This window comes from Arcobacter ellisii, assembly GCF_003544915.1.
GTDB lineage: Bacteria > Campylobacterota > Campylobacteria > Campylobacterales > Arcobacteraceae > Aliarcobacter > Aliarcobacter ellisii.
Map to the genome: position 1 here is coordinate 1,438,835 of NZ_CP032097.1, position 14,594 is coordinate 1,453,428.

A 14,594-nucleotide genomic window follows, 5' to 3' on the forward strand; every position below is an offset into this window, starting at 1 on the left:
TTACAGTACAAAGGCTTTGAAAAATATTTTTATAAAAAATTAGCAAAAAAATGATATGATGAAAAAAATAATAATTTTAAATAAATAACCAAAATAAATAAAAGAATTTACAATGAAAAAAAATAGAAAAGAACGAATTAAATTAAATGGAAGATTAAAAAGTAGTCTAAGGAAAAACTCTCCTGAAATTACATATTCAAATATTATGAGTTCAGGTTACATCCAAACTAATGAAAAATATACACCAAAACTTTTGATTATCCAAATTATTTTAAATTCTATAATATTAGCGATTGCTTTATATTTTGAAATTTTAATATTCATTGTTATTTTTGCAATAAATTATATTATTACTTGGATTTATTCATTATTTTCTGTTTTAAAAAATAAATTTAAAAGAAAAAATAACAAACTTCTTTGGATAACATTGATTTTATTTGTACCTTTTAGTGCATTTGTTTATCCTGATTTTAAAAGAATACAAGTAGTTAATTATAAGTAAAATATTCCTAACGTAAATTAAGTTTAACAATCATTTAGATAAAATCCGACTTATGAATAAAAAAAGATTAGTAGTAGCCTTTTCAGGTCCATCAAATAGTGGTAAAACCACTGCCATTGTAAAAGTTGCAAGTATTCTTCAAGATCAAGGTTTTAAAGTATCAATTGTAAAACATGATCCAAAAGATAAAGCTATGTTTGATAGAGAAGGAAAAGATTCCTTTAAATTTTCTCAAACTGGTGCAGATGTTGCTGTTGTAAGTCCAAATAAAACAACTTATTTCAAAAAATCTACTTCTTCAATTGATGATTTAATAGAACTTTTTAAAGATTTTGATTATTTATTAGTTGAAGGATTAAAAACTTTAGAACTTCCAAGGATTTCTATTTTTAGAGATAGATTAGATGAAAGTTATTTTGGTGTTACAGATGCAATTGCTTGTGATGAAACTATCAATAAAGATGATATTCCAAACAATATTGAAAAATTAGATTTAAACAATCCAGAAGAGTTAATCTCTTGGATAAATAAAAATGCAAAAAGAGTATAAATATGCAAGAAATAATTAAAGCTATTGAAGAATCAGCAATAAAAATAAAATATTTAATTGAAACTGGTGATACAGGAAAAAGTGAATCTGAAAATTCAACAGGTGACACTCAATTAAAACTTGATATTGAAAGTGATGAAATTATTGAAAATATTTTCAAAAAAATTCCATCAATCAAAGCAATTGTTAGTGAAGAACAAGAAGCAATTGTTAATTTACATGAAAATGGTAAATATTTAATCGCTTATGATCCACTTGATGGTTCATCTTTAGTTGATGTAAACCTATCTGTTGGTTCAATTTTTGGTATTTATGAAAATGAATTTAATGCACAAAATATAATTGCTTCGGTTTATGTAGTTTTTGGACCAAGAGTTGAAATGGTTGTAACTACAACTGATGTTAAAATGTATAGATTACTAAATGGTGAGTTTAAATTTATCCAAAATATAAAATTAAATGAAAAAGGTAAATTAAATGCTCCAGGTTCAACTCAAAATTGTTGGGCACCTTTTCATAAACAATTAATTGATGACATTTTTAATGATGGTTATAGATTAAGATATAGTGGAGGAATGGTTCCAGATTTACACCAAATTTTATTAAAAGGTGGAGGATTATTTTCATATCCAGGAACTAGTGATAAACCAAAAGGAAAATTAAGACAATTATTTGAAGTTTTCCCTTTTGCTTTAGCTTATGAAAAAGCAGGTGGAGCAGCCGTTGATGGATTTAAAAGAGTTTTAGAAGTACAAACTTCTCATATTCATGATACTACTCCTTGTTTCTTTGGTTCAAAAACTGAAATAAATAGAGTTTTAGAAGTTTATAAAAAAAATGTCTGAACATAATGAAATTGTAATTGATGAGTGGGATTTAAAACTAGACAAAATGATAGTTGAATTAAAAAACTGTCAAGAATCAAATAGTTTAAAATCTTGTACTCCTTGTAGTCAATTTTTTGAATGTGAATTAAGAAAAAGATATGTGATAGCTGTTTATGAATCGATGAATAAAGGTTCTGGCGGTGGATTTGAATTTTAAAAAAAGAGGTAAAAATGCAAGAATCTTGTAAAAATGTTTATATAACAACACCAATTTATTATGTAAATGATGTAGCTCATATTGGACATGCATATACAACAATAATCGCTGATATGTTAGCTAGATACACAAGACTTATAGGTCATGAGACATTTTTTCTAACAGGAACTGATGAACATGGTCAAAAAATAGCACAAAGTGCAGAAGCTAGAGGAAAAACTCCAAAAGAGTATGCTGATGAAATTTCTGGTAAATTTAAAACTTTATGGGATGATTTTGATATCACATACAATAAATTCATAAGAACAACTGATGTTGAGCATAAAGCTGGTGTTCAAAAAGCATTTGAAACAATGTTTAATAAAGGTGATATTTACAAAGGTGAATATGAAGGTTTTTACTGTGTATCTTGTGAAACATTTTTTACTGAAAAACAATTAGTTGATGAACAATTTTGCCCTGATTGTGGAAGACCAACTTCAATAGTAAAAGAAGAAAGTTACTTCTTTAAATTATCAAAATATGAAGATAAATTAATCAAATGGTATGAAGAAAATGAAGATTGTATCTTACCTAGAAGTAAAAAAAATGAGATAGTTAACTTTGTAAAAGGTGGATTAAAAGATTTATCAATCTCAAGAACTTCTTTTGATTGGGGAGTAAAATTACCAGAATCAATGAATGAACCAAAACATGTTATGTATGTTTGGTTAGATGCACTTATGAACTATATCACAGCTTTAGGATATGGAACAGACAATAAAAATATGAATTTCTGGCCAGCAAATGTTCAACTTGTAGGAAAAGATATCTTAAGATTCCATGCTATTTATTGGCCAGCATTTTTAATGTCTTTGGAATTACCTCTTCCAAAACATATTGCAGCTCATGGTTGGTGGACAAGAGATGGTGAAAAAATGTCTAAATCAAAAGGAAATGTTGTAAATCCAAAAGAAGTAGCTGATGCTTATGGACTTGATGCATTTAGATATTTTATGTTAAGAGAAGTTCCATTTGGTCAAGATGGAGATTTTTCACAAAAAGCATTAATTGACAGAATTAACTCTGATTTAGGGAATGATTTAGGAAATTTATTAAATAGAATTTCTGGAATGAGTGGAAAATATTTTGATTATAAAGTAAGTTCAGTTGATGTTGAAAAATTCCACAAAAAAGAACTTGATGAAGTTAATGAAATTTTAGCTTCTGTTGAAAAATATATTTTTAATATGCAAATAAACAGATATCTTGAAGAGATTTGGAAGGTTTTAACTATTGCAAATAAAGCAATCAATGATTATGAGCCTTGGAATTTAATGAAAGAAAATAAAACTGCTGAAGCTATGGCTTTAGTTGCTTTAATTACAAATATTATGGCTAAAGTTGCCCTACTTTTAGATTCTGTTATGCCTGAAAAAATTAAACTAATTGCTAAATCGTTAGGTATGAATATTAATACTGAAACTTTCAATAAACTAATAAGAAATCAAGAGTTATTAGCTGATACTGTTATTACAAAAGTTGATCAACTATTCCCAAGAATTGAAGAAATTCTTTTAGAACAACCTCCTGTTTCAGATGAAACAAAAGCTGAATGTGAAACAAAAAAAGTTGCAAAAGTTATAGAATTAAAAGAAGAAGATGACAACTTAATAACTATTGGCCAATTTTTCCAAACAACTTTAAAAATTGGAACAATTGTTGAAGCAGAGGAAGTTCCAAAATCTGCAAAACTTCTAAAATTACAAGTAGATTTAGGAGAAGGAAGAAATAGACAAATTTTAGCTGGAATTAAAGAATACTACAAAGCTGAAGAATTAGTAGGAACTCAAGCTTGTGTTGTTGCAAACTTAAAACCTGCAAAATTAATGGGAATGTTAAGTGAAGGTATGTTGATGGCAGCAAAAGATGAAAATGGTTTATCATTATTAAGACCAGAAGCACCAAAAAAATCTGGAACAAAAATAAGCTAGTGCAAATCTCATCTATTTTAGATATAGTTGATGGAAGTTTATTAAACTCTCCATCAATCTCTTTTATATATTCAATCAAAACAAATGTAAATAAAGTTAAAGAAGGTGATTTATTTATCACTAAAAATTTAGATGAAATTGAACTTGCAATTAAAAATGGTGCATTTGCAATAATTTTAGAAGAGAATTATCCAATAATAGATAATGAAATAGCTTGGATAAAGGTTAAAAATATAGAATTATCTGTCATAAAATTAATAAGATTTAAACTTGCAGTTAAAAATCTTGAAGTCTATTATTGTCAAAAAGCAACATATGATTTATTAAAAATTTATTCAAATAATTTTGAACAAAATATAAAATTAATACCTCAAAAGTTAGAAAATCTTTTTAAAATTATTGATGATATTGAAAATAATGATATTTTAATTTCATCTGATAAAAACAACCTTGATAAAATATACCCAAATTGTTTTAATTTTGATAAAACTATAAACTTAGATGAAATTGATAATTTAATTGAACATTCGCTTTTTGAAACATCTTTTTCATACAAAGGTAACTATTTTTCAAGATTAAAAATTTCTAGTTTATATTTAAAAAATTTCATTAGGGTTTTTAATCTATTTAATCAAGATTTAGATTTTACAAAACTAAAATCTTTTTATCATTTAAAACCTCTATTTTTAGATAAAAGTCTTAATCTAGTTGAATTTGGGAAAAGTGATAAATTTGTAATTTGTCAAAATAATGAAGAGTTATATAAAGAAGAAATTTTTTATATTAAAGATAAATATAAATATGCAAAAACTATTTTTATTTCATCTTTTAAAATAGATTTTTTAAAAGATGAGGAACAAATTATAATAGATGATTTGGAAAAATTAAAACCAATAATAAAAGATATAAAATTTAATGCTATTTATATTATAGGTTTTAATTATAAAGATGTTTATGAATACTTTATGAAATCAGAAAAAGTTTTAACACTCTTTTAAATTAATATACTAATCCAAAAGAGCTTATAACTTTTCCTAAAATTTCTAAATCATTTTTATTCAATATTTGAGATGGATAATCTTTATTATCAGAGATAATATCAAGTTTTCCATCTACACGCCTTTGAATTCTTTTTACAAATAATCCATGAGTAGTAGTAAAAGCATATATTCCATCTCTTGTTACATCTTTTTTTGTTTTATCAATAAATATAATATTATCACTATTTAAAGTTGGCTCCATCGAATCACCTACTACATTTATAGCATCTATATTTTTTAAATTTTCTTTTCCTCCTAACATATTTACAAAATATGTTGGTAATTCTAATGATTCATAATTATCTTCAGCTTCATAAGCGCCACCCCCTGCACTAACAGCAATAGAAGGATAATATTTAATCCAATATTTATCAGTTGTATCAACTAATGAACCTGGATTTTGATTATATAAAAGCCAATTAATTGAAATTTTCTTTTTTGCACAAAAATTCAATATATTAGAAAAAGGTATCTTTCCTCGATTTTTCATAGTAGCAAAATTTGCTTGGCTTAATTCAAGAGATTCAGCAACATCTTTATCAAATACTTTTCCATTTTTACCATCGGCACTAATTATATCTTTTAATTTTTCTATAATTTCATCAACTATTAACACTTTAACTCCTTTTGAAGTAATTAAAATAAATTATATTACAAAATGAAATATTTTTCAAGTATATTTTTATTTTTTTATAAAATTTGAAATATTTTACAAAAAGGATATATTATGGTAATAAAAATAAACAAAACTAAAAATAATGTTATAAAAATTCTTAGAAAAATTGATACTTTTATTTATGAGTTTGGTGAAAAAATCCTTTAATCAAAAGAAAAAATTAAAATTTATAAATTTAGTAAAAATCTATTAAAAATATAAATATTACTAAAGCAACTTTTATATATTATTACGTTGATATTTACAAGTGGTAACCATGGAGAAAAATATGGAAGTAAACTTAATCGCAGAATCAGTAAAGTTTATGTTTTTAGGGATGGGAGTAGTATTTGCATTCCTAACAATAATGATATTTGTACTAAAAGCACAAGGGATAATATTAACAAAGTTTTTTCCACAAGAAGAGAAGAAACCAGTAAATAGTAGTCCAATAGTAACAAATAACACAAAAACTGAAGCTGCAAAAATGGCTGCAATAGTTGCTGCAGTACAACATCATAAAAATCTGAAGGGTTAAAATATATGTCTAAAAAATATATAGATATCATGGACACCACATTTAGAGATGGATTCCAATCTGTCTTTGGTGGAAGAGTCCTAATGAAAGATTTCTTTCCAGCTGTAGAAGCAGCAAAAGAAGCAGGTATAACTCACTTTGAGTTTGGTGGAGGAGCAAGGTTCCAATCTTTATTCTTCTATCTACAAGAAAACGCATTTGAAATGATGGATAAATTTAGAGAAATCGTTGGACCAGATGCAAACTTACAAACTTTAGCTAGAGGTATCAACACAGTAATGCTAGATACTGGTTCTAGAGAATTAATCGACTTACATGCAAAAATGTTTGCAAAACATGGAACAACAACAATCAGAAACTTTGATGCATTAAATGATGTTCAAAACCTTGAATATAGTGCTGAATGTATTAAAAAATATGGTCTTAACCATGAAGTAGTTGTTACACTTATGGATTTACCTCCAGGTTGTACTGGTGCTCATGATGTACCTTTTTATGAAAAAACTTTAAGAAATATTCTTGATAGTGGATTACCATTTGACTCTTTATGCTTTAAAGATGCATCAGGTACTTCATCTCCTCAAAAAATCTATGAAACAATCCAAATGGCAAGAAGATTAGTGGGTAATGAAACTCATATTAGACTTCATACTCATGAAACTGCTGGTGTTTCAGTATCTTGTTATTTAGCAGCTTTAGAAGCTGGAGCTGATGGTATCGATTTAGCTGCCTCTCCTGTTAGTGGTGGAACATCTCAACCAGATATTTTAACTATGCTTCATGCTGTAAAAGGTAAAAACTACGATTTAGGTGGTTTAGAAATTGATAAAATTCTAAAATATCAAGATGTTTTAGCTAACTGCTTAAAAGATTACTTTATCCCACCAGAAGCTACTCAAGTTTCTCCTTTAATTCCATTCTCTCCAATGCCAGGTGGTGCATTAACTGCAAATACTCAAATGATGAGAGATAATGGTACTTTAGATAAATTCCCAGAAGTTATTAAAGCTATGAGAGAAGTTGTTGAAAAAGGTGGATATGGTACATCTGTAACTCCAGTTTCTCAATTTTATTGGCAACAAGCATACGCAAATGTTATGTTTGGTCCATGGAAACAAATTGCTCCTGGTTATGGGAAAATGGTTTTAGGTTACTTTGGTAAAACACCAGTTGAGCCAGATCCAGAAGTTGTAAAACTAGCAGCTGAAAAATTAAAACTTGAACCTACAAAAGAAAATCCTTTGGATATCGCTGATAGAGATGAAAAGAAAAAAATCTCTGTTTGGAAACAAAGATTAGAGATTGAAGGAATTGAAGCAACAGAAGAAAATATCTTTATTGCTGCTGCTTGTGATGAAAAAGGAATTGCATTCTTAAAAGGTGAATCACCTTTAAATGTAAGAAAAAATGATTCTGTTTGTGATAATGATAAAGATTGTAAATTAGGAGAGAATAAAATGGCAAATGCTAGTGGAAACTATACTGTTGTAGTTGATGGACAAAGATTTAATGTAACAATTGCTGAAGGAAATGCAGATATTCAAGTAACTCCTGTTGCAAGTTCTAATTCAGTAGCTTCTTCAACACCTGCTCCTGCTTCAAATGGTGGAACAGAAGTACCAGCAGCTGTAAATGGAGCTGTATGGAAAATTTTAGTAAAAGAAGGTGATAGAGTTGAAAAAGATCAACAAATTATGATTCTTGAAGCTATGAAAATGGAAATAGATATAACTGCACCAGTTTCTGGAGTTATAACTAAAATTTTAGTAAATAATGCACAAGCTGTTGATGAAGGACAAACATTAGCCATTATTGGTTAATAATTTGAGGGTAATTAATGAAAAAAAATATATTAATAGCTATTTTTCTTCTATTTAGTGCTTTTGCACTAAATAGTTTTGCTTCAACACCTGCTGTTGAAACACCAACAGAAGAAAAACAGCCTTATCATTCAAAAACAATGGGTGAACTAGTTGATTCGTTTTATGCAACAACTGGTATTAAAGCCTTGTTTGAACCACAAGTTGGTGTATTAGATTCACATGGAAAAGAGATGACATTCTTTGCTCAAGGGTATGGAAGAATCATCATGATTTTCATCTGTTTCTTATTATTTTATTTAGCAATTAAAAAAGGGTTTGAACCATTACTATTAATTCCTATTGGATTTGGTGGATTATTAGCAAATATACCAATAGCAAATATGGCAGGACCAGATGGAATGCTAGGAATTATTTATAGTATGGGTATTACAAATCAGTTTTTCCCATTATTAATTTTTATGGGTGTTGGAGCTATGACAGACTTTGGTCCATTATTAGCTAATCCAAAAACTGCATTACTTGGTGGTGCTGCACAATTTGGAATCTTTGGATCACTTGTTGGTGCAGTATTATTAGCACAATTTGTTCCAGGGATTAACTTTACATTAGAACAAGCTGCTGCAATTTCAATCATTGGTGGAGCTGATGGTCCAACATCAATTTTCGTTGCATCAAAACTTGCACCTGAATTACTTGGAGCTATTGCCGTTGCTGCTTATTCATATATGGCATTAGTACCACTAATTCAACCACCAATTATGAGAGTATTAACTACTCAAAATGAGAGAAAAATAAAAATGTCTACACTTAGAAAAGTATCTAAGTTAGAAAAAATTGTTTTCCCATTAGTAGTATTATCATTAACTTTATTAATTTTACCAGATGCTGCACCATTAATTGGAGCATTATGTTTTGGGAATTTTGCAAGGGAATCAGGAGTTGTTGATAGACTTTCTGATACAATGCAAAATGCATTAATTAATATTGTAACAATATTTTTAGGATTAGGTGTTGGTTCAAAACTAGCATCAGAGCAATTTTTAGTAGCAGAGACTTTAGGAATTATGGCAATAGGTCTTTTAGCGTTTGCTGCAGGAACTGCAATGGGTGTAATAATGGCTAAAATAATGAATTTAGTAAGTTCAAAAGATAGTCAAATAAATCCTTTAATTGGAGCAGCAGGAGTATCTGCTGTGCCAATGGCAGCAAGGGTTGTTAGTAAAGAAGGTCAACTTTATGACAAATCGAACATTTTATTAATGCATGCGATGGGTCCTAATGTGGCTGGTGTTATTGGTTCAGCAGTTGCTGCTGGTGTCCTTTTATCGATATTTAAATAATTAAAATTAACAAGTAGGAAAGTTAAATTATGTCTGAAATTAAAGACTCATTAGGTTTAGAAAACGTTGGAATTGTAAAAAGAAATTTAGATGTAGATTCATTAATCAAATATGCAGTAGAAAATGAAGGTGCTAAAGTATCTTCAACTGGTGCTTTAATGATTGATACTGGTATATTTACAGGAAGAAGTCCTAAAGATAAATTTTTTGTAAATCAAGATCCATCAAATAAATATATTGCATGGGGTGATATTAACCACAAAGTTTCTAAAGAAGTTTATGAAGATTTATTAAAGAATTCTAAAAAACAATTAAGTAATAAAGATATTTTTGTTACTGATGTTTACTGTGGTGCATCTCTTGATTCAAGAAAATCAGTTAGATTTATAACTGAAGTTGCATGGCAAGCACATTTTATTCAAAATATGTTTATTGTTCCTCAAACGCAAGAAGAGTTAGATAATTTTAAACCTGATTTTACAATCTATAATTCTTGTAAAACAGTAGATATGGCTTATGTTAGTCATGGTTTACACTCAGAAGTTTATGTAATATTTAATGTAGAAGAAAATACAGCAATTATTGGTGGAACTTGGTATGCAGGTGAAATGAAAAAAGGTGTATTCTCAATGATGAATTACTGGCTTCCTTTAGAAGGAAAATTACCTATGCATTGTTCTGCAAATATTGGTAAAGATGGAGATACTGCTTTATTCTTCGGATTATCAGGAACAGGAAAAACTACACTTTCAACTGACCCAAATAGAGCTTTAATTGGTGATGATGAGCATGGTTGGGATGATGAAGGAATTTTTAACTTTGAAGGTGGTTGTTACGCAAAAGTTATTAATCTTGATAAATCTAGTGAACCTGAAATTTTTAATGCTATAAAAAAAGGTGCTATTTTAGAAAATGTAGTAGCTGATGAAAATGGTGTTGTAGATTATACTGATGGTTCAAAAACTGAAAATACAAGAGTTTCTTATCCATTAGATCATATCCCAAATCATACTCCAGATATGAGAGGTGGTCATCCAAAAAATATAATTTTCTTATGTGCTGATGCATTTGGTGTTTTACCTCCAGTTGCAAAACTAGATAAACAACAAGCTATGTATTATTTCTTAAGTGGTTATACAGCAAAAGTTGCAGGAACAGAAAGAGGAATTACTGAACCAATAGCTACATTCTCTTCATGTTTTGGGGAAGCCTTTTTACCATTAAATCCTACAGTTTATGCAGAATTATTAGGTAAAAAAATAGATAAACATAATGTAAATGTTTATTTAGTAAATACAGGATGGACAGGTGGTCCTTATGGTGTTGGAAAAAGAATGAGTATTAAAAATACTAGAGCTTGTATTAATGCAATATTAGATGGTTCTATTGAAAATTCAGAATTTGAAACCCTACCTGTGTTTAATTTAGCTATTCCAAAAACATTAAAAGGTGTTGATACGGAAGTATTAAATCCAAGAAATACTTGGGAAGACAAAGTTTCTTATGATGAAACTAAAAAGAAATTAGCTTCAATGTATATTACTAACTTTAAAAAATACTTAACTTTAGAAAGTGAATATGATTTCACAGCTGCAGGACCAGTTTTATAAGTTATAATTCTCCTAGAAAAAATAAAAACTGTTGAAAGAGTGATAATATCACTCTTTCCTTTTAATTAAAAATGGGAGAAACTCATGGAAATATCTGTTTTTTTAGAAAATATTAAAAAAAATCAAGATGAAGTTGTTTATTATTGTTGTAATCATATACTATCAAAAAAATTTGATGTAAATAAAGATAGTTTAGAGGATTCTGTCTTAAGAGAGTTATTTGTAGATTATGATAATTTTACAAAAGCATTAAATGATAGTGCAGGTATAATTTATAAAAAATACGAAGCTGAACTTGATGATGTTTATAAAGAAATTTGTAAAATTTTCAATGAAGACTTTGATAATGCTTATTTATTTAACTACAGATTAACTCGTGTTAAAAATCAAGAACCTAAACAATTTTTAAATATTGAAGATAAAGATACTCAAGAAACAGTTATTCAAAAATTTGAAGATAAAATAAATGCTATTTTAGAATCAAAATATTATAAAGAAAATAAAGAAAAATTAGCTGAATCACTAATTATCCCTCAAAGAACTTTAGAATTAATAAAATCAGCTGCAGGAATTTATTAATAAATAGAGTGTTTTAACACTCTATTTGTATCTCCTCTACAATTTCCAAACCAAAGCCTTGTAATCCCACAAAAGAGTGTTTACCTCCACTTGTCATAAGTTTAATTTGTTTAATATTTAAAGAATTTAAGATTTGAGCCCCTATTCCGTAATCTTTTTGTGTCTCTTTTTTTCTCATTTCATCACTTAAGAAAATTAAAACTCCACCTTTTGCTTGTAAGAAATTTATTGTTTTAAGCATTGATTGTAACTTTTCATCATTTAAGAATAATTCAATATCTGGAACTATTGTATGAAATTTTATATGACTTACTTGTTTTATATCACCAAAAATAATTGCTGTATGTATATTTCCTAAATGGTCTTTAAACTCTTTTTGTAAGGTATCAGTTGAAAAAAACTTTTTATTAACACTTGAAATTTCTTCAACTAATTTTTCATGTGATAATCTATATTCAACTAAATCAGATATATATATTTGTTTTAAATCATATTTTTGTGCAAAAATATCTAAATCATCACGTCTTGCCATTGTTCCATCTTCTTTCATAATTTCACAAATAACGGCTTCACCATTTAGTCCTGCTAATTTACATAAATCTACACTTCCCTCTGTATGTCCAGTTCTTACTAAAACACCACCATCTTTTGCAATTAATGGAAATATATGACCTGGTCTTACTAATTCTAAAGGATTTGAAATAGGATTTGATAAAATTTTTATAGTATCATCTCTCTCTTTTGCACTAATTCCTGTACTTGCATCAGCTGCATCAACAGAAACCGTAAAAGCAGTTTCATAAGATGAAGTATTAGAACTAACCATTGGATTTAATTGTAATCTATTTGCTGTTTCTTTTGTAACAGATACACAAATCAAACCTTTTGCATGTGTAGCCATAAAATTAACTTTTTCAGGACTACTTAAAGGAGCAGCATAAACTAAATCACCCTCATTTTCCCTATCCTCATCATCCAACATAATTACCATATTACCTTTTTGAATCTCTTTTATAGCTTCTTGTACTCTTTGTATTGCATTCATATTACTTCTTTATAATTAATTATTTTTTATTCAATTATTATATCAAAAAATCCAAAATTTAATCTAAAAAGGGTTGACAACCAATTGTTATTTAACTATAATTCCATCACTTAAAAGCTTGGGGTATCGCCAAGTGGTAAGGCAACGGTTTTTGGTACCGTCATTCGAAGGTTCGAATCCTTCTACCCCATCCACAAATTGATACAAAAATACCGCGGAATAGAGCAGCTAGGTAGCTCGTCGGGCTCATAACCCGAAGGTCATAGGTTCAAATCCTATTTCCGCAACCAAAAAAATCATAATAAAATCTTATATTATTTCAATCCTAAATGACCTTTTATATAGCTAATCTCTTTTAAACTATAAAATATATATTTAAAAAGTGGAACAATAGCCACACTATTCATCAAAATAAACAATTGTGTTAATAATTCGATTGTATCTTTATCTAATGTCATATAACACCTCTTTAATTTGCTGGAGGAATTAAATCTGAAACATCATTAACAAATGTATCATATTCAGTTATATTAAAATCAAGTAATCTATGAGCACCAGTTAGTAAACCACTTTCTAAAATTGAAACGTTTGAGATATCAGCAGAATGACCACTTTTTAACGTAATTAAAATATTTTCAATATAGTAAGAGGCATTTATATTTCTATCTGCAATAATTAATAATTGACCATTAATAACAGCAATATAAGCTTTTAATTCATTTGCAACAGTTGAAGCTAAATTATCATAATTAGCGAAAGAACTACCAAGATTTTCCATATATTCTACATTTATAGCATTTAATGCAGTTGGATAAGTTGTTGAACTATCTAAAATATAAGTAAAAGTTTCATAAGATTCAGGAGCATTTAAAACACTTAAATCAGTTGAAACCTCTAAAGGGTTGTAAGATTTTACAACTTTATAATCTATTTTTTCGATATCTGCAACATTAAGTGATAAATTAGTAACTAACATATTATAATCATTAATTTGGCTAGTTCTAAGAACTCTAATTAAAAGTTCATTATCACTTAATTTATTAAATGAATAAATTGAATTTTCAATCTCAAAAGGATTTATAAAATCTGTTGTTGGTGTTTCAGGTGTTGTTGGTGTAGAACCTGAATTATTTTCAAGATTAGCAATTCTTTGTAATAAATCTGTAAAAGTTGAAGATTGAAAAACAAAAGTAACTATTTTATTCTTTTGAACCGTATCTAAAGTATCAAAATCAAAAATTGCACTTTCTGCGTCTTGACCGTCTATACCTTTTAAACTTTCTAACCATTCAGGCTCTGAACCTTCAAAACCATTATTTTTTGCTATTTCATAAGCACTTAATCCGTTTTGACCATCTACACCATCATTTCCATTTAAACCGTTTTGACCTTTTAAACTTTCTAACCATTCAGGCTCTGAACCTTCAAAACCATTATTTTTTGCTATTTCATAAGCACTTAATCCATTTTGACCATCTACACCATCATTTCCATTTAAACCATTTTGACCTTTTAAAGAGTCTTTTTGCTCTTGTGTTAATGAATCAAAACTAACTAATAAATGAGATAAATCAAGATTAGCAACCTTTTCATCAAATTCAGCAAATTTAACATCATATTGGGCTTTTAAACCTTTTAATTCTGCAAGTGTGTAAATTGTTGATGAATTTGAAAGATTAGCTAATACGTTATACATTTGTGTAATCTCTGTATCAAATTCTTTTCTTTGTTCGTGTGTTAGTGAATCATCATCAACAATAATTTTATATTTTTGAGCTTGAATTTTTAAAGTTTCTAATAATAAATTTAAAATTTCATTTTCCATATTTTTTTCCTTATGTATTTATTTTATAAATAAAAAAAGGGAATAGTGTAAAACTACTCCCTTAATTTAA

15 protein-coding genes and 2 tRNA genes are annotated in these 14,594 nt (G+C 27.9%); 13 read left to right on the plus strand and 4 right to left on the minus strand.

Annotated elements, in window-relative coordinates; genetic code table 11:
* Nucleotides 1–112 precede the first annotated feature (112 nt).
* Genes AELL_RS07405 through AELL_RS07430 form a run of 6 tightly spaced genes read left to right on the plus strand, consistent with a single transcriptional unit; the run spans nt 113 to nt 5,067 of the window.
* Entirely contained in the window at nt 113–502 is a 390-nt protein-coding gene (locus AELL_RS07405) for a PLDc N-terminal domain-containing protein (protein ID WP_118917335.1), read from the plus strand.
* Between the two features lie 52 nt (nt 503–554).
* Nucleotides 555–1,052, plus strand: a complete 498-nt coding sequence (gene mobB, locus AELL_RS07410) for a molybdopterin-guanine dinucleotide biosynthesis protein B (RefSeq protein WP_118917336.1) — start codon at nt 555–557, stop codon at nt 1,050–1,052.
* 2 nt (nt 1,053–1,054) lie between these two features.
* Complete coding sequence (locus tag AELL_RS07415; RefSeq protein ID WP_118917337.1) at nt 1,055–1,897, plus strand: class 1 fructose-bisphosphatase; 843 nt, start codon at nt 1,055–1,057, stop codon at nt 1,895–1,897.
* Nucleotides 1,890–2,096 carry a hypothetical protein gene (locus AELL_RS07420; protein WP_118917338.1) on the plus strand — a complete coding sequence of 69 codons (207 nt, stop codon included), beginning with the start codon at nt 1,890–1,892 and terminating at the stop codon, nt 2,094–2,096. Before AELL_RS07415 ends, AELL_RS07420 begins: the two co-directional genes overlap by 8 nt.
* A gap of 14 nt (nt 2,097–2,110) precedes the next feature.
* Nucleotides 2,111–4,069 (plus strand): methionine--tRNA ligase, encoded by a 1,959-nt coding sequence (gene metG, locus AELL_RS07425; RefSeq protein ID WP_118917339.1) that lies wholly within the window; start codon nt 2,111–2,113, stop codon nt 4,067–4,069.
* Nucleotides 4,069–5,067 carry a peptidoglycan synthetase gene (locus AELL_RS07430; protein ID WP_118917340.1) on the plus strand — a complete coding sequence of 333 codons (999 nt, stop codon included), beginning with the start codon at nt 4,069–4,071 and terminating at the stop codon, nt 5,065–5,067. Before metG ends, AELL_RS07430 begins: the two co-directional genes overlap by 1 nt.
* A gap of 1 nt (nt 5,068) precedes the next feature.
* On the opposite strand, the gene AELL_RS07435 is transcribed toward AELL_RS07430, so the two are convergent.
* On the minus strand, nt 5,069–5,725 hold the full coding sequence (locus AELL_RS07435) for a S24 family peptidase (protein ID WP_118917341.1): 657 nt from the start codon (nt 5,723–5,725) through the stop codon (nt 5,069–5,071).
* Between the two features lie 328 nt (nt 5,726–6,053).
* On the opposite strand from AELL_RS07435, the gene AELL_RS07440 reads away from it, so the two are divergent.
* From AELL_RS07440 to AELL_RS07460, 5 genes are all read left to right on the plus strand, one after another.
* Nucleotides 6,054–6,302, plus strand: coding sequence for an OadG family protein (locus tag AELL_RS07440; RefSeq protein WP_192941184.1), 249 nt, complete (start codon nt 6,054–6,056; stop codon nt 6,300–6,302).
* A gap of 5 nt (nt 6,303–6,307) precedes the next feature.
* Complete coding sequence (locus AELL_RS07445; RefSeq protein ID WP_118916243.1) at nt 6,308–8,122, plus strand: biotin/lipoyl-containing protein; 1,815 nt, start codon at nt 6,308–6,310, stop codon at nt 8,120–8,122.
* A 17-nt stretch (nt 8,123–8,139) separates the two neighbouring features.
* Complete coding sequence (locus AELL_RS07450; protein ID WP_118916242.1) at nt 8,140–9,465, plus strand: sodium ion-translocating decarboxylase subunit beta; 1,326 nt, start codon at nt 8,140–8,142, stop codon at nt 9,463–9,465.
* A gap of 29 nt (nt 9,466–9,494) precedes the next feature.
* On the plus strand, nt 9,495–11,075 hold the full coding sequence (gene pckA, locus AELL_RS07455; RefSeq protein WP_118917343.1) for a phosphoenolpyruvate carboxykinase (ATP): 1,581 nt from the start codon (nt 9,495–9,497) through the stop codon (nt 11,073–11,075).
* Nucleotides 11,076–11,159: 84 nt separating this feature from the next.
* The gene (locus tag AELL_RS07460; RefSeq protein ID WP_118917344.1) at nt 11,160–11,654 is read left to right on the plus strand and encodes a hypothetical protein; all 495 of its coding nucleotides are present in this window, start codon (nt 11,160–11,162) and stop codon (nt 11,652–11,654) included.
* A 13-nt stretch (nt 11,655–11,667) separates the two neighbouring features.
* On the opposite strand, the gene AELL_RS07465 is transcribed toward AELL_RS07460, so the two are convergent.
* Nucleotides 11,668–12,699, minus strand: a complete 1,032-nt coding sequence (locus AELL_RS07465; protein WP_118917345.1) for a bifunctional 3,4-dihydroxy-2-butanone 4-phosphate synthase/GTP cyclohydrolase II — start codon at nt 12,697–12,699, stop codon at nt 11,668–11,670.
* 119 nt (nt 12,700–12,818) lie between these two features.
* On the opposite strand from AELL_RS07465, the gene AELL_RS07470 reads away from it, so the two are divergent.
* Nucleotides 12,819–12,893 (plus strand) — tRNA-Gln (locus AELL_RS07470).
* Between the two features lie 19 nt (nt 12,894–12,912).
* Nucleotides 12,913–12,989 (plus strand) — tRNA-Met (locus AELL_RS07475).
* A 24-nt stretch (nt 12,990–13,013) separates the two neighbouring features.
* Here AELL_RS07475 and AELL_RS14275 read toward each other — a convergent pair.
* Entirely contained in the window at nt 13,014–13,157 is a 144-nt protein-coding gene (locus tag AELL_RS14275; protein ID WP_164967244.1) for a hypothetical protein, read from the minus strand.
* Between the two features lie 11 nt (nt 13,158–13,168).
* Nucleotides 13,169–14,524 (minus strand): hypothetical protein, encoded by a 1,356-nt coding sequence (locus tag AELL_RS07480; RefSeq protein ID WP_118917346.1) that lies wholly within the window; start codon nt 14,522–14,524, stop codon nt 13,169–13,171.
* Nucleotides 14,525–14,594 lie beyond the last annotated feature (70 nt).

Bases quoted from the DNA above. Each gene is read 5' to 3' on its own strand.
- AELL_RS07415 (WP_118917337.1), top strand. From the start codon at position 1,055: ATGCAAGAAATAATTAAAGCTATTGAAGAATCAGCAATAAAAATAAAA.
- AELL_RS07480 (WP_118917346.1), bottom strand. From the start codon at position 14,524: ATGGAAAATGAAATTTTAAATTTATTATTAGAAACTTTAAAAATTCAA.
- mobB (WP_118917336.1), top strand. From the start codon at position 555: ATGAATAAAAAAAGATTAGTAGTAGCCTTTTCAGGTCCATCAAATAGT.
- AELL_RS07450 (WP_118916242.1), top strand. From the start codon at position 8,140: ATGAAAAAAAATATATTAATAGCTATTTTTCTTCTATTTAGTGCTTTT.
- AELL_RS07440 (WP_192941184.1), top strand. From the start codon at position 6,054: ATGGAAGTAAACTTAATCGCAGAATCAGTAAAGTTTATGTTTTTAGGG.
- AELL_RS07460 (WP_118917344.1), top strand. From the start codon at position 11,160: ATGGAAATATCTGTTTTTTTAGAAAATATTAAAAAAAATCAAGATGAA.
- metG (WP_118917339.1), top strand. From the start codon at position 2,111: ATGCAAGAATCTTGTAAAAATGTTTATATAACAACACCAATTTATTAT.
- AELL_RS07420 (WP_118917338.1), top strand. From the start codon at position 1,890: ATGTCTGAACATAATGAAATTGTAATTGATGAGTGGGATTTAAAACTA.
- AELL_RS07405 (WP_118917335.1), top strand. From the start codon at position 113: ATGAAAAAAAATAGAAAAGAACGAATTAAATTAAATGGAAGATTAAAA.
- AELL_RS07445 (WP_118916243.1), top strand. From the start codon at position 6,308: ATGTCTAAAAAATATATAGATATCATGGACACCACATTTAGAGATGGA.
- pckA (WP_118917343.1), top strand. From the start codon at position 9,495: ATGTCTGAAATTAAAGACTCATTAGGTTTAGAAAACGTTGGAATTGTA.
- AELL_RS14275 (WP_164967244.1), bottom strand. From the start codon at position 13,157: ATGACATTAGATAAAGATACAATCGAATTATTAACACAATTGTTTATT.
- AELL_RS07465 (WP_118917345.1), bottom strand. From the start codon at position 12,699: ATGAATGCAATACAAAGAGTACAAGAAGCTATAAAAGAGATTCAAAAA.